Annotated in this window: 15 protein-coding genes; 9 read left to right on the top strand and 6 right to left on the bottom strand. The window is 69.7% G+C overall.

Annotation, left to right across the window (positions count from 1 at the left end; translation table 11 throughout):
* Positions 1-280 precede the first annotated feature (280 nt).
* From EIZ45_RS27070 to EIZ45_RS27055, 4 genes are all read left to right on the top strand, one after another.
* Positions 281-1,666: an amino acid permease gene (locus EIZ45_RS27070; protein ID WP_037820601.1), complete on the top strand. Its 1,386-nt coding sequence runs from the start codon at positions 281-283 to the stop codon at positions 1,664-1,666.
* A complete protein-coding gene (locus EIZ45_RS27065) occupies positions 1,663-2,439 on the top strand; it encodes a carbon-nitrogen hydrolase family protein (protein ID WP_134662495.1) in 777 nt (258 codons plus the stop codon). Before EIZ45_RS27070 ends, EIZ45_RS27065 begins: the two co-directional genes overlap by 4 nt.
* Positions 2,436-4,130 carry an NAD(P)/FAD-dependent oxidoreductase gene (locus EIZ45_RS27060; protein WP_134662496.1) on the top strand — a complete coding sequence of 565 codons (1,695 nt, stop codon included), beginning with the start codon at positions 2,436-2,438 and terminating at the stop codon, positions 4,128-4,130. Before EIZ45_RS27065 ends, EIZ45_RS27060 begins: the two co-directional genes overlap by 4 nt.
* 106 nt (positions 4,131-4,236) lie before the next feature.
* Entirely contained in the window at positions 4,237-4,866 is a 630-nt protein-coding gene (locus EIZ45_RS27055; protein ID WP_037715077.1) for a TetR/AcrR family transcriptional regulator, read from the top strand.
* A gap of 204 nt (positions 4,867-5,070) precedes the next feature.
* Here the strand turns inward: EIZ45_RS27055 and EIZ45_RS27050 are convergent, their stop codons facing one another.
* Entirely contained in the window at positions 5,071-5,781 is a 711-nt protein-coding gene (locus tag EIZ45_RS27050) for a TetR/AcrR family transcriptional regulator (protein ID WP_134662497.1), read from the bottom strand.
* A gap of 69 nt (positions 5,782-5,850) precedes the next feature.
* Between EIZ45_RS27050 and EIZ45_RS27045 the strand changes: the two genes are divergently transcribed.
* The 3 genes from EIZ45_RS27045 (at position 5,851) to EIZ45_RS27035 (ending at position 7,484) form a co-directional block, all read left to right on the top strand.
* Positions 5,851-6,717 (top strand): alpha/beta fold hydrolase, encoded by an 867-nt coding sequence (locus tag EIZ45_RS27045; RefSeq protein ID WP_134662498.1) that lies wholly within the window; start codon positions 5,851-5,853, stop codon positions 6,715-6,717.
* A gap of 93 nt (positions 6,718-6,810) precedes the next feature.
* Positions 6,811-7,227 carry a hypothetical protein gene (locus EIZ45_RS27040; RefSeq protein WP_134662499.1) on the top strand — a complete coding sequence of 139 codons (417 nt, stop codon included), beginning with the start codon at positions 6,811-6,813 and terminating at the stop codon, positions 7,225-7,227.
* Positions 7,228-7,298: 71 nt separating this feature from the next.
* A complete protein-coding gene (locus EIZ45_RS27035; protein WP_037820589.1) occupies positions 7,299-7,484 on the top strand; it encodes a DUF5302 domain-containing protein in 186 nt (61 codons plus the stop codon).
* Between the two features lie 663 nt (positions 7,485-8,147).
* Here the strand turns inward: EIZ45_RS27035 and EIZ45_RS27025 are convergent.
* The 4 genes from EIZ45_RS27025 to EIZ45_RS27010 form a co-directional block, all read right to left on the bottom strand.
* Complete coding sequence (locus EIZ45_RS27025) at positions 8,148-9,221, bottom strand: Glu/Leu/Phe/Val dehydrogenase dimerization domain-containing protein (protein ID WP_134662501.1); 1,074 nt, start codon at positions 9,219-9,221, stop codon at positions 8,148-8,150.
* A 147-nt stretch (positions 9,222-9,368) separates the two neighbouring features.
* Complete coding sequence (locus EIZ45_RS27020) at positions 9,369-10,568, bottom strand: kynureninase (protein WP_134662502.1); 1,200 nt, start codon at positions 10,566-10,568, stop codon at positions 9,369-9,371.
* Positions 10,565-11,356: a tryptophan 2,3-dioxygenase gene (locus tag EIZ45_RS27015; protein ID WP_037817470.1), complete on the bottom strand. Its 792-nt coding sequence runs from the start codon at positions 11,354-11,356 to the stop codon at positions 10,565-10,567. Before EIZ45_RS27015 ends, EIZ45_RS27020 begins: the two co-directional genes overlap by 4 nt.
* 8 nt (positions 11,357-11,364) lie before the next feature.
* Positions 11,365-12,138 (bottom strand): PaaX family transcriptional regulator C-terminal domain-containing protein, encoded by a 774-nt coding sequence (locus EIZ45_RS27010; RefSeq protein ID WP_134662684.1) that lies wholly within the window; start codon positions 12,136-12,138, stop codon positions 11,365-11,367.
* An 88-nt stretch (positions 12,139-12,226) separates the two neighbouring features.
* Here EIZ45_RS27010 and EIZ45_RS27005 point away from each other — a divergent pair, with 88 nt between their 5' ends.
* Both EIZ45_RS27005 and EIZ45_RS27000 read left to right on the top strand, forming a co-directional pair.
* Entirely contained in the window at positions 12,227-12,931 is a 705-nt protein-coding gene (locus tag EIZ45_RS27005) for an SDR family NAD(P)-dependent oxidoreductase (RefSeq protein WP_037817472.1), read from the top strand.
* Positions 12,928-13,755, top strand: a complete 828-nt coding sequence (locus EIZ45_RS27000; RefSeq protein WP_134662503.1) for an enoyl-CoA hydratase family protein — start codon at positions 12,928-12,930, stop codon at positions 13,753-13,755. The genes EIZ45_RS27005 and EIZ45_RS27000 overlap by 4 nt, the downstream gene beginning before the upstream one ends.
* Here EIZ45_RS27000 and EIZ45_RS26995 read toward each other — a convergent pair whose 3' ends face one another.
* A complete protein-coding gene (locus EIZ45_RS26995; RefSeq protein ID WP_134662504.1) occupies positions 13,756-14,577 on the bottom strand; it encodes a MerR family transcriptional regulator in 822 nt (273 codons plus the stop codon).
* Positions 14,578-14,591: the final 14 nt, after the last annotated feature.

Below are 14,591 nucleotides of genomic sequence, written 5' to 3'. Positions count from 1 at the left end.
TGCGCAAACAAACCCGCCACCCCAGCCCCCGCACCCCGATCACTTACAGTCATCGACGGCCCGCAACCCCGCCCACCCCCAGCAGCAACCCCGCAGAAACCGACCCCGAGAGCGCAATGAATCACCTGTCACCGCCAGCAATCCACAACACATCTCGGTTCTCGGGGCAATTTTCGATCGATACCGTGGCTCGAAGTCGACAGTGGCGTCACAATCAATCGCTAGGAGCCGCCCGGTGAGCACCAGTCCCACTTCTGCGCGCGGGAGGCTCGGCACGGCCATGCTGCGCCGCAAGCCGGTCACCGATTTAGTGGCCGAGGCGGATCACGGGCCGCTCAAGCGGACGCTCGGGCTCAGTCAGCTCACCATGCTCAGCATCGGGGCCACCCTGGGCAGCGGGATCTTCGTCGTGCTCGGCGAGGCGGTTCCGGTGGCCGGGCCCGCGGTTGTGGTTTCGTTCGTGCTGGCCGGGATCACCGCGTTGTTCTCCGCGCTTTCCTACGCCGAGCTGGCGGGCATGATCCCGCTCTCCGGCTCCTCTTACTCCTACGCATACGCGACGCTCGGCGAGCTGGTCGCCTGGGTGTGCGGCTGGTGTTTGGTGCTGGAGTACGGCGTCTCCGTCGCGTCAGTCGCGGTCGGGTGGGGGCAGTACGTCAACGAACTGCTGCACCTGGCCTTCGGCGTCACGTTGCCGGAAGCGCTCAGCGGGCCTCCGGGCGACGGCGGGCTGGTCAACATTCCGGCGATCGTCGTGGTGCTGCTGGCGATGGTGCTGTTGCTGGCCGGCGCGAAGGAAAGCGCGCGGGCCAACGCGATCATGGTCGTGGTCAAGATCGGCACGCTGATCCTGTTCTGCGCCATCGCGTTCACCGCGATCCGCGCGCAGAACTTCACGCCGTTCGTGCCGCTCGGGATGGCCGGGGTGAGCGCGGGCGGAGCGAAATTGTTCTTCTCCTACATCGGGTTCGACGCCGCGTCCACCGCCGGCGAGGAGGCGCGCAATCCGCAGCGTGACCTGCCGCGCGCGATTCTCCTGTCGCTCGGCATCGTGACCGTTCTCTACTGCCTCGTCGCGGTCGCGGCGATCGGTGCGATGCCCTGGCAGCAGTTCGGCGACAAGCAGGCCGCGCTGTCGCACGTGCTCGCCACGATCTCGGGCAACCCGCTCTGGGCGATCCTGCTCGCGATCGGCGCGATCGTGGCGACCTCCAGCGTCGTGCTGACCGTCCTGTACGGACAGACGCGGATCCTTTTCGCCATGTCGCGCGACGGGCTCGTGCCGAAGTCGCTCTCCACCGTGCACGAGAAAACCGGCGTGCCGCGCACCAACACCTTCGTGGTGTCCGGGTTCGTCGCGCTGCTCGCCGCGTTCATCCCGCTCGGCAAGCTCGCCGACGCCACCAGCATCGGGACGCTGTTCGCGTTCGGGCTGGTCAACGTCGCCGTGCTGATCCTGCGCAAACGCCGTCCCGAGGCGCAGCGCACGTTCCGGGTGCCGTTCTCGCCGGTCACGCCGATCATCGGGATGGCCTGCTGCGCGTACATGATGTTCAGCCTCGACGGGGCGACCTGGGTCGTGTTCGGCGCGTGGATGCTGGTCGGGCTCGTCATCTACTTCGGCTACAGCATCCGTCGCTCGCGGCTCGCGGAAGGCGTCCGATGATCATCGCCGTCCACCAGGGACCGTTCGACCGGCTGCCCGAGGCGATGGCCGCCGCGGCGGAGCGCGGTGCCGAGTTGATCGTGACTGCCGAGATGGGCACGACCGGCTACAACATCGGCGCGAAAGCCGTCGCGGAGCTGGCCGAACCAGCGGATGGACCGCGAGCCGCCGAGTTGGGCGCGTTGGCCGCCAAGCACCAGATCGCGGTCGTCTACGGCTATCCCGAGCGCGTCGGCGACGCGGTGTACAACTCGGCGCAATTGCTGTCCGCGCAAGGGGAACGGCTCGCGAACTACCGCAAGACGCATCTGTTCGGCGACCTCGACCGCGACCAGTTCTCGCCCGGCGACGAGCCGGTGGTGCAGGCCGATTTCAACGGTCTCCGCGCCGGTCTGCTGATCTGTTACGACGTCGAGTTCCCCGAACTGGTCCGCGCGCACGCGCTCACGGGTACCGAACTGCTGCTCGTGCCCACCGCGTTGATGCGGCCGTACGAGCGCATCGCTGACCTGCTCATTCCGGTTCGTGCGCACGAAAGCCAGCTGTTCCTCGTGTACGCGAACCGGTGCGACGCCGAAGGCGAACTCACCTATTGCGGACGCTCGACAGTCGCGTCGCCGGACGAAGTCGTCGCGAAGGCTGGGCCGGACGAAGAGCTGTTGTTCGCCGAACTCGACCCCGCTGTGCTCGCCCAGGCGCGAGCCGAAACCCCGTACCTGGCCGACCGACGGCCGTCGCTGTATCGCTCTCTCACCGAAGGACCCCGGGCATGACCTCCGCAGTTCCCGCCGCGATCCACGCCGAGGAACCCGCCGGCCGGCCGATCACCATGTTCGGCCCCGATTTCCCGTTCGCCTACGACGACTACCTCGCGCATCCGGCCGGGCTCGGCAGCGTGCCGGAGCAGGCGCACGGCACCGAGGTCGCGGTGATCGGCGGCGGCCTTTCCGGCATCGTGGCCGCCTACGAGCTGATGAAGCTCGGGCTGCGGCCGGTCGTCTACGAGATCGACGGCATCGGCGGGCGGCTGCGCACGCACCGCTTCCCCGGGCTGCCCGACGACGTGGTCGCCGAGATGGGCGCGATGCGGTTCCCGCCGTCGTCGACGTCGCTGTTCCACTACATCGCCAAGGCCGGGCTGGAAACCACGCCGTTCCCGAACCCGCTTTCGCCCGCCACGCCGAGCACGGTGGTCGATCTCAAGGGCCGCAGCCATTACGCGCGCACGCCCGAAGATCTGCCCGACGTGTACGGCGAAGTGGCGCGGGCATGGCAACGCACGCTCGATGAACACGCCTCGTTCGCCGAGATGCAGACCGCGATCCGCAATCGCGACGTCGCGACGGTGAAAAAGATCTGGAACGAGCTGGTGCCCCGGCTCGACAACCAGACCTTCTACGGATTCCTGTGCGATTCCCCGGCGTTTTCCTCCTTCCAACATCGCGAGATCTTCGGCCAGGTCGGATTCGGCACCGGCGGCTGGGACACCGACTTCCCGAACTCGATTCTGGAAATCCTCCGGGTCGTCTATACCGGCGCGGACGACGAGCACCGCAGCATCGTCGGCGGCAGCGGACAGCTTCCGAAACGGCTGTGGGAGCACGTCCCGGAGAAGCTCGCGCACTGGCCGTCCGGGACGAATCTGGCTTCCCTGCACGAAAACGGCGCGCCGCGGCCAGGGGTCACGCGGCTGCATCGCACCGCGCCGAACAACATCACCGTCACCGACGCCTCCGGCCACATCCGCACGTTCGGCGCCGCGGTCTTCACCGCGCAGAGCTGGATGCTGCTGTCGAAGATCGAATGCGACGAGGCGCTGTTCCCGATCGACCACTGGACGGCCATCGAGCGCACCCACTACATGGCCTCCTCCAAGGTGTTCGTGCCGGTCGACCGCCCGTTCTGGCTCGACCGCGACCCGGTCACCGGCCGCGACACGATGAGCATGACGCTGACCGACCGGATGCCGCGCGGCACCTACCTTCTCGGCGACGACCCGGACCGGCCCGCGGTGATCTGCCTGTCCTACACGTGGGCCGACGATTCGCTGAAGTGGCTGCCGCTCAGCGTGTCCGACCGCGTCGAGGTGATGCTGCAGTCGCTGCGCGAGATCTACCCCGGCGTCGACGTGCGGCGGCACATCGTGGGCGACCCGGTGACCGTGTCGTGGGAGGCCGAACCGCATTTCATGGGCGCGTTCAAGGCGAACCTGCCCGGGCATTACCGGTACCAGCACCGGCTTTTCACGCACTTCGTGCAGGATTCACTGCCCGAGCGCTATCGCGGTTTGTTCCTCGCGGGCGACGACATCTCGTGGACGGCGGGCTGGGCCGAGGGCGCGGTGCAGACCGCGCTCAACGCGGTATGGGGCGTGCAGCGGCACTTCGGCGGCACGAGCGATCCGGCGAATCCCGGCCCCGGCGACCGTTTCGCGGACCTCGCGCCGATCGAACTCCCGGACTGAGCAAAGCCGTCAACCCATACCGCGCGGTAGCAGCCGAACGTGTTTCCGCCGCGACATTCCGCCCGGCTGTTCCGCCTTACTGAACCGATCATGCCAAACTGATGCCATGAGCACCGATCCGGCGCCGAAGTGGCGGCGACTCGAACCGGACGAACGCAAAGAGCAGATCTACGCCTGTGCGGCGCGGCTGTTCGGCGAACGACCGTATTCGGAAGTGTCCACTTCGGACATCGCGGCCGAGGCAGGCGTGGCCCGCGGACTGATCAATCATTATTTCGGAACGAAAAGGGAGTTGTACCTCGAAATCGTTCGGCGCGCGCTTACCGTGCCACGGATTGCGGTGCAGATTCTGCCGGACGGCCCGCTGGAAGTACGCGCGGACGCCGCCATCGACTGGCTGCTCGACATGGTGCGCGGGCAGGAGAAGCTGTGGCTCGCCGCGATCGCGCCGGAGGGCATCGGCCGCGACCCGGAGGTGGACCGGATCGTCGCCGAGGCCGACCGCGCGTCGGCCGACCGCGTCCTGGAAGCGGTCGGGCTGTCCCGCGACAGCGCGCACGGCGAGGAGCTGAACGCGGCGGTGCGCGCGTTCGCCGGCATGGTGAAGGCGGCGGGCCGCGAATGGCTCGTGCACCGCTCGCTGGACCGGCGCCAGGTGCACACGCTGCTGACCATGTCGCTCGTGACCGTGGTCGGCCAGGTCTTCCCCGCGATCCAGCACCCGCCCCAGCACTGACGTACCGGAAGGAGAACCCCCGGCACCACGAGGGGGGAGGAAAGTGCCGGGGGCCCCTTCCGGAGGCGAGGCCCCCGGTAGCTGTCCACGCTACGCCGGGAAGGCGTCGAATCGGTGTCGGTCGGCGCGGCGACAGCCCGACTTTTCACCACGACCACGCGGACGGCCCAGCGCGGACGCCCCGGCCGGGCAATTTCGCGAATTTCAGCCGCGCAACCGGGCCAATCGGCACGTGAGCCCGTCCAGGCAGCTGCGGATCGCGAAGTCGAACAGCTGCGGATGGTAACCGGCGGCGGCCGCGGGGTCGGCGAGCAGTTCCCGCATCGCGCGGCCGTGCGCGGCCATCCCGGGCAGGTCGTCGCGGTCGTGGTACGAGGCGTACTCCTCGGTGTTGTCCAGGCGCAGGCCGAGGCTGCAGTCCCGGTCGTCCTCCAGCGCGACGTACTGGCACGCGGTGGTGGTGAGCATCGTGTAGGCGAGCGCGCTCTCCTCGCCGAAGCCGGCGTCCAACAGCATCCGGACGCCGCGGTCCACCGTGGGCGTGGCCGCGGCGACCGACGGGCCGAACGACGCCATCCGGCGCGCCGTGCCCGGGTGCTTGCGCAGCACCTCGCGCAGACCGGTCAGCAGTTCGACGAACCACTCCTGCCAGTCCAGCTTCTCGTCGGGCAGCCGCAGCTGGCCGACCACCCGGTCGAGCACCGCGCACACGACCGCGTCGCGATCCCCGACGTGGTGGTAGACGACCGCCGGGTACGCCCCGATCGCGGCGGCCAGCTGCCGCAGCGTCCAGTTCTCCAGGCCGCGTTCGACGGTGAGCTTCACCGCCGCGTCGATCACCTTCTTCGCGGTGACCGCGGGCAGCCCGGCGGCGGAACGGGACCGGGCGCGCTGTCCGGCACGCGAAGTCGGCATGGCGTGCACCGTAACCGGCGACCGCCCGGCTCGGCCACACGCGGTTCCGCGCTGCGGCATGATCGGGGCATGCCACGCGCACAGGCCAACGGCCTCGAACTCGAGTACGACACGTTCGGCGACCCGGCCGCGCCGCCGATCGTGCTGGTGATGGGACTCGGCGCCCAGATGATCACCTGGGAGGAGGGGTTCTGCGAGCTGCTCGCGAGCCGCGGCTTCCACGTGGTGCGCTTCGACAACCGCGACGCGGGCCTGTCCACCTGGTTCGACGAACTCGGCACGCCGGACCTCGCCGGGATCATGGCGGGCACGGCCCCGGCGCCGTACCTGCTCTCGGACCTCGCGGACGACGTCGTCGGGCTGTTCGACGCGCTCGGTTTCGCGAAGGCGCACGTCGTCGGCGCCTCGATGGGCGGAATGGTCGCGCAGCAGCTCGCGATCGACCACCCGGACCGGCTGCTGAGCCTGACCTCGATCATGTCGACGACCGGCGACCCGTCGGTCGGCCAGGTCTCGCCCGCCGCGCTGGAAACGCTCACCAAGCCGGCGCCGGAAACGCGCGAGGAGCAGATCGAGCTGAGCGTCGCGAACTACCGGGTGACCGGGTCGCCGGGCTATCCGGCCACCGAGGAATACCTGCGGCGCAAGGCAACCCGGAACTACGACCGGGGACGGCATCCGGTCGGGATGCAGCGGCAGGCCGCCGCCGTGGTCGCGTCGGGCGATCGCACTGAACGACTGCACGACGTCCGGGTGCCGACCGTCGTGCTGCACGGCGATTCCGACGTGATGATCGACGTCAGCGGCGGGAAGGCGACCGCGGCGGCGATCCCGGACGCCGAGCTGGTCATCGTTCCGGGCATGGGGCACGACCTGCCGGAGCCGCTGTGGCCGGAGATCGTGGCCGCGATCGTCCGCGCGGCCGCCCGCGCCTGACCGGGGTCAAGAAGCCGTCAATACCTCGCGCCGGAGCGTACGGAACCTGTCCGCGCACCCTCCCTTACGCGCCCGCGCGAGGTGCCATGGGGCATGCGTACTGACGGACGGCTGGCTGGCGGATTCGGTTTCCCGCTCGGTTGCGTGGCGGTGGTGGCAGCTGCGATCGCGGCGAAACTCGCGCCCGCGCATCCCGGTTATGCCGTGGCAGCCGTCGCGCTCGCGGTCGGTGCAGTGGCAGTGATCACGACTCCCCTCGCGGCGGGCGGGGCGGCGATAGTGGGCTGGGCGGTGCTTTCCGGCTTCGTCTACAGCCGAGCCGGCGCGCTGGTTGTCACCGCGGCGACCGGCTGGGTCGCGGTGATCTTGGCTGGTGCGGCGGGGTTCGGGCTCGCTGCCGGTGCTGGATGGCGCGCGGTCCGGCGGGATCCTCCGGTGGTCGCGGAAGCTGTCGTGCCGGTGCCGCGGAAGGCGGTCGAATCGAGCCACCGCCGGGTGGCGTCACTCTGAAATGGCTCGCCAAGGTGCGGGAAGGGTGCCAGGCTGACGGGGTATCACGTCGTCACCTTCGGAGGTCAGCCATGAGTGAAGCGCAACCGGCACCCAGCGACGGGGAGGGCGACGTCAAGCGGAAGTTCCGCGAGGCGCTGGAACGGAAGCAGGCCAAGGCGCGGGACGGGGCAGCGCACGAGAACGCGGGGCAGCAGAGCCAGCACGCGCACGGACCCGCGGCGAACAAGCGGACGTTCCGGCGGAAGAGCGGCTGATCGCTGGGCTTCGGGTGGCGTGGGGCACCCCGAAGCTTGAGTGTAACTACGGGCGGAGGGTGCTTGTCAAGGCGGGAAAGATGCCTTGACAAGCACCCTCCGCCCGTGTTTTGGCTTCGTATCGGGGTGCGGGGGTGGTGTGGGCGCCTCGCTCGTCGGGTGCACTGGCTGCGGTTGGGTGGGTGGGGCTAGCGCCCCCAATGTGGCATTGGGTGCGTCAGATGCACCCAATGTGGCGTTCGGTGCGTGGGCTGCACCCAATGCCGCATTGGGGCGCATCCTGGCGAGCTCAGGTCGAGCTAGCGCGGGGCGGGCGAGCGCATTCCGGCGAGCGCGGGGCGAGCGAGCTCAGATCGGGCTAGCACGGGGCGAACGCACTCCGGCGAGCGCGGGGCGAGCGAACTCAGGTCGGGCTGGCACAGGGCGAGCGCATTCCGGCGAGCGCGCGCATCCCGGGCGTGCGGGGGCGAGCGAGCACAGGCGGGCGAGCGCGAGGCGGGCGGGCGCATCCCGGGCGGGCGGGGCGCGGGTGGCGGGCCGTGAAGGGCTCCTTGAGGGAATCCAAGTCCGTGAAGGGGCCCCTCACGTACCGGGTGGTGGGTCGTGAGGGGAACCCTGAAGGAATCTGGTTCCGTGGGGGTTCCCCTCACGTACTCGGCGGAGCTACACCGTGAGGATCGAGCGCAGGCGGCCGACGTCGGTCATCCGGCGTTCGGCCAGGCGGTCGGCAGCGGCGGCAGGGGGTACGCCGTCGTCCTTCGCCAGGTCGTACACCGCTTTCGTGGTGTCGAAGATGGCCGCCGTTTTGCGCTGGGCGCGGGCGAAGTCGAAGCCGTGGCGTTCGTCGTCCACCTGGATGACGCCGCCCGCGTTCACCAGGTAGTCGGGGGCGAAGAGGATGCCGCGGTCGTCCAGGAGCTTGTCGACGCCGGGGTGCGCCAGCTGGTTGTTCGCCGCGCCGCACACGATTTGCGTGCGCAGGGCGGCGACTGTCTCGTCGGTGAGCACGCCGCCCATCGCGCAGGGGGCGAAGACGTCCAGTTCGGTCCCGATCATGGCGTCCACATCGGACACCACCTCGACCCCGGGGTACGCCGCGCGGGTGCGTTCCACCGCGCTGGGCGCGACGTCGGTGATCACCACGTGCGCGCCGGCTTCGACGAGATGGCCGACGAGGATGTGGCCGACCTTGCCGACACCCGCGACGCCGACGCGGCGGCCGGTCAGTTCGGGTACGCCCCAGAGCTGGTCCGCGGACGCGCGCATTCCCTGGTACACGCCGAAAGCAGTGAGCACCGAGGAGTCGCCTGCCCCGCCGTCCTCAGGGGAACGTCCAGTGACGTGCCGGGTTTCGCGGGCGACCACGTCCATGTCGCGGACGTACGTGCCCATGTCGCAGGCGGTGATGTAGCGGCCGCCGAGCGATTCCACGAAGCGGCCGTACGCGCGGAGGAGCGCTTCGGACTTCAGCGTGTTCGGGTCGCCGATGATGACGGCTTTGCCGCCGCCGAGGTCGAGGCCGGCGAGTGCGTTCTTGTACGCCATTCCCTTGGAGAGCGCGAGAACGTCGTCGAGGGCGGCGTCCTCAGTGGCGTAGGGGTAGAACCGGGTGCCGCCGAGGGCCGGGCCCAGAGCGGTGGAGTAGATGCCGATGATGGCTTTCAGCCCGCTGGCCTCGTCGTGGCAGAACACGACTTGTTCATGGCCGGTGTGACGGCCGAACACGCCTTCGGTCACGGTGGTGACTCCTTTGTCTCCCACGCGGCTCGTGGCCGCGCAAATGTGTGAACGGTGCGCACCGGGGGACGGGGGTTGCCCGTCCCGCAGTGCACACCGTCAACCTACTTCGCCGTTCTCCGGGCCACCACCCGCATCCCGGGAGCTTCACCCCAGATCCGCGACAGCTTCCCGAAGCGTGGAAATCGCGGTCTCGAGCTGTTCATCCGACAGGTACGGCGCGGGTCCGAACCGGAGGTAATGGCCCCGGCTGTCGGTCCGCACGCCGCGCGCGGACAGGCGCTCGCACAGCTGCCCGGCGACCGGGCTGCGCAGCGAGAGGAAGCCGCCGATGCCGTCGAGCGGGGTCTCGCGGTCGCGGGTGACGACGTCGTCCGGAAGGCCGAGGCTGTCGAAGCAGCTGGCCAGCAGGCCGACCTGGTGCTGCGAAACCTCGCGCAGGAACTCGGCGGTGAGTCCTTGCTCGGCGAAGAATTGCTGCACTCGTACGCCGCGGTAGTGGCTCGACGGGTCGTAAGTGGCTCCGGCGAACCGGTCGCCGCCGGGTGCGTACGCGACTTCGTCCGGCCGGCGTTCGTCGGCGAGGGCGCCGAATTCCGCGTACCAGCCGGTGATCACCGGGCGCAGCTCCTGTGCGTGCGCGGGCAGGCGCAGGAAGCAGTTGCCCTCGCCGAGCTGCAGGTACTTGTAGCCGCCGCCGAGCACCCACGCGTTGGTGAGGCCGAGGTCGTGCAGCGAGAACGGGACCGCGCCGACCGCGTGGTAGGCGTCGACGACCAGCTCGACCGAGCGGCTCCGGCACGTGTCAGCCAGATGCGCGAGGCCCGGCACGATCCACGACGTCTCGAACAGCACCGCCGACGTGAGCACCGCGGCAGTGCGGTCGTCGACCTGTTCGGCGAGCCGTTCGGCCAGCGTCGCGACCGGCGCGGCGGGCACGCGGACGACCTCGACGCCCTCCTCGGCCAACCGGGTGAGCTGGCGGCGCAGGGTGTGGAATTCCCCGTCCGTGGTCACCAATCGCGGCCGCTTCCGCAGCTCGATCGCGGACAGGAACCGCAGCACGAGTTCGTGGGTGTTCTGGCCGAGCGCGTAGTCGCCGTGCGGATCGGACAGCCACTGCCGGAACCCGTTCCGCAGCTCGTCGGCCTTCGCGAACGCCCGGCCCCACTTCTCGTCCACCTCCTCCGCGGCGTCGGCGAACGCTTCGCGCAACCCCTCCTCGGCGACGTCCGGCCAGGCCTGGTGCGAATGCGCGGACAGCAGCAGCCGGTCGGCGACGCGGAACCGCGAGTAATGCGGGGCGAGTGCGTTTTCCTTGGCGCGCAAGGACTCCACTGTGGTCACAACCGGCTCCGGACGGCCCACAGGTCCGGGAACATCGGGTTGAACAGCGTGGTGCGCAGGTAGGCCGCGCCGGACGAACCGCCGGTCCCGGTCTTGTCGCCGATCGTGCGTTCGACCATCTTCACGTGCCGGTAGCGCCATTCCTGCAGGCCCTCGTCGAGGTCGACCAGCGCCTCGGCGAGCACCGACGGGCCGCCGTCGTCCTGGTAGACCTTCAGCAGCACTTCCTGCAGTTCCGGCGACGGCTCCAGCGGACGGGTCACGTCACGGTCGGTAGCGACCGGATAGCCCTTTCCGGACAGATACGTCAGGAACGAGTCGAACACCGACGGGCGGCGCATCGCGTCGGCGATCCGGGTGCGCTGCTCGCCGCCGTCCGGGTAGTGCGCGAAGACGCGCTCGTCGCGGCGGCCGAGCACCGCCTCCAGTTCGCGGAACTGGCCGGACTGGAAACCGCTCGAAGCGTCGAGGCGGGCGCGGAAGCTGGTGAACTGGCTGGGCGTCATCGTCTCCAGCACGTCGATCTGCGCGACCACCACCTTCAGCACGGTCAGGATGCGGCGCAGCGTGCGGATCGAATGCGCGGTCTTGCCCGCTTCGAGGCTTTCCTGCAGGAACTCGGCCTCGTGCAGGATCTGCTTGAACCACAGTTCGTAAACCTGGTGGATTACGATGAACAGCAGTTCGTCGTGTTCGTCCGAGCGCGGACGCTGGGCGCCGAGCACCTCGTCGAGGGCCAGATAGGACGTGTAACTGAGTGCGGCCTGGGTGTCGTCGGTTCCGGTCATCGGGTTCCTCATCTCGTGGACAGGGTTCGGTCGAAGTGGCGCTGGGCGGGTGGCGCGAGCGCCGAGTACAGGTCGTGGAACAGCTTGACGGCCGCGGCCCTGGTCTCCGGCGCGGGGATCAGCTCGGCAGGCAGTTCCGGGTCCAGTGAAGGGAATTCGCGATAGGTGTGCACCAGGCGGGTGCGCACGGCGAACGCTTCCTGATCGCCGAGCTCGCGCGGGCAGTCGCCGAATTCCGCGACGAACGCGGCGTAGCGGGCGGACAGTCCGTCGAGGTCCCAGGCCCGTCCGGCGAGCCGGCGCACGTCCAGCGCGGCGGACGGCGTGCCGAGCATCAGACCGGCGTGTTCGGCGACCTCGAGTTCGGTGAGCAGGGCGAGCACCTCGGCCTCGCGGTCGTGCGGGGCCAGCCAGGTGCCGTCCTGGACCGGGCCGAAACCGAGGAAGCGCAGCCGCCGCACCAGCCGTTCGCGGGATTTGCGGCGGGTTTCCGGGATGTTCTGCCACAGCACGGTCCAGGTCCCGGCCGGTTCGTCGCGGCGGCCGAGGCCGAAGATCCGCCGATCGCCGTCGTCGAGCAGGGCGACCGTGCGCGAGGTCAGCGAGTAGTGCACCAGCCTGCCCTCGCGGTGCCGCGACAGCAGGCCGCGGCGCACCAGCCGGGTCAGCGCGATCCGGGCCGCGCCGTCGGAGAACCCCAGCTCGTGCAGCAGCGCGACGAGCCCGCCGGACCACACGCGCCTGCTCTCGCGCGGGCGCACGTAGCTGCCCAGCAGCGTCATCACGAGCTCCTGGGGCGTGCGGGCGGGTTCGGTGTCGGGCACGAGCCAACTCTATACACCTCAGCCCGCTGCGGTGTAGCTTTCGGGAGTGAGCAGTTTTTCCGACCGAGTCGTCGTGGTCACCGGCGGCACCCGCGGCATCGGCGCGGCCGTCGCCGAGCGGTTCCGCGGCGCCGGTGCGACCGTGCACTCCCCCGGCCGTGCCGAATGCGACGTCACCGACGAGGCCGCCGTCCGCGCGTACTTCGCCCAGCTCGGACCGGTCGACGTGCTGGTCAACAACGCGGGGGTGTCCTCGAGCGCGCCGCTGGCGAAGACGGGCCTCGACGACTGGCGCGGCCAGTTCGAGGTGAACGCGACCGGCGCGTTCCTGTGCACGCGCGAGGTGCTGCCGGGGATGCGGGAACGCGACTTCGGGCGGATCGTCACGGTCGCGTCGACCGCAGGGCTGGCCGGGGCGCGCTACACCTCGGGCTACACCGCGTCGAAGCACGCGGCGGTCGGCCTGATGCGCGCGGTGGCGGCGGAAGTGGCCGGCACGGGCGTCACGTCGAATGCGGTGTGCCCGTCGTTCGTGCGCACCGACATGACCGCGACCTCGGTCGCCCGGATCCGCGAGCGCACCGGCCGCGACGAGGCCGACGCGGAAGCCGCGCTCGCCGCCGCGTCTCCGCTCGGACGGCTGCTCGAACCCGGCGAAATCGCGTACGCCGTGGAGTTTTTCGCCGCCCCGGAGGCGGCCGCGATCAACGGACAGACCCTCGTACTCGACGGTGGAGGAATCCAGAAATGAGCCCGTTCCGCGCCAGTGTCCCGCTCACGAAATCGTGGGAGCATTTCGAGTTCACGGTGGACGACGGGGTCGCGACGGTGACCTTCGACCGGCCGGAGAAGCTCAACGCGCTCACCTTCGACATCTACGCCGACCTGCGCGACCTCGTCGCCGAACTGCCGCACCGCGGCGACGTGCGGGTGCTCGTGCTCACCGGGAAGGGCCGCGGCTTCTGCTCGGGCGGCGACGTCGAGGAAATCATCGGCGAACTCCAGAAAATGGACACCGCGGAACTGCTCGAGTTCACCCGGATGACCGGCGCGGTGGTGAAAGCCATGCGCGAGACGCCGATCCCGATCATCGCGGCGATCAACGGCGTCGCGGCGGGCGCAGGTTCGGTGCTCGCGCTGGCGAGCGATTTCCGGCTGCTGGCCGAATCGGCGAAGTTCGCGTTCCTGTTCACGAAGGTCGGCTTGGCGGGCGCGGACATGGGTTCGGCGTATCTGCTGCCGCGCCTGGTCGGCCTCGGCCGCGCGACGGAATTGCTGATGCTGGGCGACAAACTCCCCGCCGCGCGCGCCGAGGCGATCGGACTGGCGAACCGGGTCGTGCCAGACGCCGAACTGGCCGGCGAAGCCGCCGCGCTGGCGCGCCGCCTCGCGGACGGTCCGGCGCTGGCGTACTCGACCACGAAGGTGCTGCTGACCCGCGAACTCGACAGCGACCTCGGCAGCTCGATCGAACTGGAAGCCATCACGCAGGCGTTGCTGATGACCGCCAAGGACCACAAGGAGTTCTACGCCGCCTGGGCCGCCGGTCGCAGTCCACAGTGGACCGGACGCTGATCAGGCCCGGGTCACCGAGACCTGGAGTTCCGTCACCCAGTCGTCGCGGGTTTCCGGGCACTCCAGGTTGACCTCGCGCGGGTAGCCGGTCGACTGGTAGCCGTTCGCGTCGATCCAGCGGGCCAGGGCCTGGGCCGCTGGATCGATCGTCTCCATGGAACCGCGGTGCACGATGGTCGCCGCGTGCTCCAGCGGCGGCAGGTCGAGGACCCGGACGTCGCCGTCCCGCAACGGGGCGGAAACCTCGACGGCGGCGTGGACGACGACCTTGCCGTCGCCCTCCGGGACGTCCTCGTAATAGGCCACCCCGGGGCCGGTGCTGGCGATGCCCGCCGCCTCCATTCGCCGGAAAAGCTCGTCGTAGAGCGGTCCGATGACGGGACCGATGTCCTCGGGCTCGAAACTCGCGGCGATCGCGGTCAGCTCCGCGACCCGCACCGCGGGGACGTTCTTGACGACGACGTCGTTCTCGGGCATGCACCCCTCGCTTTCGATCGCTCGGAGCCTCGCCTCGACCCGGACCAGCCGAGCCGCCGCGGCTGCCATCGCCGCCTCCAGGTCTGCCCGGCGCAGTCGCAGCATGGTGCCCAGCTGCTCGGTGGTGACCTTCTCGTCGAGGATCTCCTGCACCTGCTGGAGAGTGAAGCCGAGATCCTTGAGCGCGATGACGCGGTTGAGGCGCGCCAACTGGGCGGCGGCGTAGTAGCGGTAACCGGTGTCGGGGTCGACCTGAGCCGGGCGCAGCAGCCCGGTCGCGTCGTAGTGCCGCAGCATGCGGACCGAAACGCGGCCGTGCCGGGCGAAGTCTCCGATACTGAACATGACGCCTTCGAGTT

Source organism: Amycolatopsis sp. CFH S0740 (assembly GCF_004522315.1).
GTDB lineage: Bacteria > Actinomycetota > Actinomycetes > Mycobacteriales > Pseudonocardiaceae > Amycolatopsis > Amycolatopsis nivea.
This window is presented reverse-complemented; position numbering and strand designations above follow the sequence as displayed.

Excerpts from the sequence above, each read along its gene's own strand:
- EIZ45_RS27015 (WP_037817470.1), bottom strand. The coding sequence starts at position 11,356 with ATGACCGGAACCGACGACACCCAGGCCGCACTCAGTTACACGTCCTAT.
- EIZ45_RS27000 (WP_134662503.1), top strand. The coding sequence starts at position 12,928 with ATGAGCCCGTTCCGCGCCAGTGTCCCGCTCACGAAATCGTGGGAGCAT.
- EIZ45_RS27070 (WP_037820601.1), top strand. The coding sequence starts at position 281 with ATGCTGCGCCGCAAGCCGGTCACCGATTTAGTGGCCGAGGCGGATCAC.
- EIZ45_RS27040 (WP_134662499.1), top strand. The coding sequence starts at position 6,811 with ATGCGTACTGACGGACGGCTGGCTGGCGGATTCGGTTTCCCGCTCGGT.
- EIZ45_RS27045 (WP_134662498.1), top strand. The coding sequence starts at position 5,851 with ATGCCACGCGCACAGGCCAACGGCCTCGAACTCGAGTACGACACGTTC.
- EIZ45_RS27050 (WP_134662497.1), bottom strand. The coding sequence starts at position 5,781 with ATGCCGACTTCGCGTGCCGGACAGCGCGCCCGGTCCCGTTCCGCCGCC.
- EIZ45_RS27035 (WP_037820589.1), top strand. The coding sequence starts at position 7,299 with ATGAGTGAAGCGCAACCGGCACCCAGCGACGGGGAGGGCGACGTCAAG.
- EIZ45_RS27055 (WP_037715077.1), top strand. The coding sequence starts at position 4,237 with ATGAGCACCGATCCGGCGCCGAAGTGGCGGCGACTCGAACCGGACGAA.
- EIZ45_RS26995 (WP_134662504.1), bottom strand. The coding sequence starts at position 14,577 with ATGTTCAGTATCGGAGACTTCGCCCGGCACGGCCGCGTTTCGGTCCGC.
- EIZ45_RS27010 (WP_134662684.1), bottom strand. The coding sequence starts at position 12,138 with ATGACGCTGCTGGGCAGCTACGTGCGCCCGCGCGAGAGCAGGCGCGTG.
- EIZ45_RS27060 (WP_134662496.1), top strand. The coding sequence starts at position 2,436 with ATGACCTCCGCAGTTCCCGCCGCGATCCACGCCGAGGAACCCGCCGGC.
- EIZ45_RS27065 (WP_134662495.1), top strand. The coding sequence starts at position 1,663 with ATGATCATCGCCGTCCACCAGGGACCGTTCGACCGGCTGCCCGAGGCG.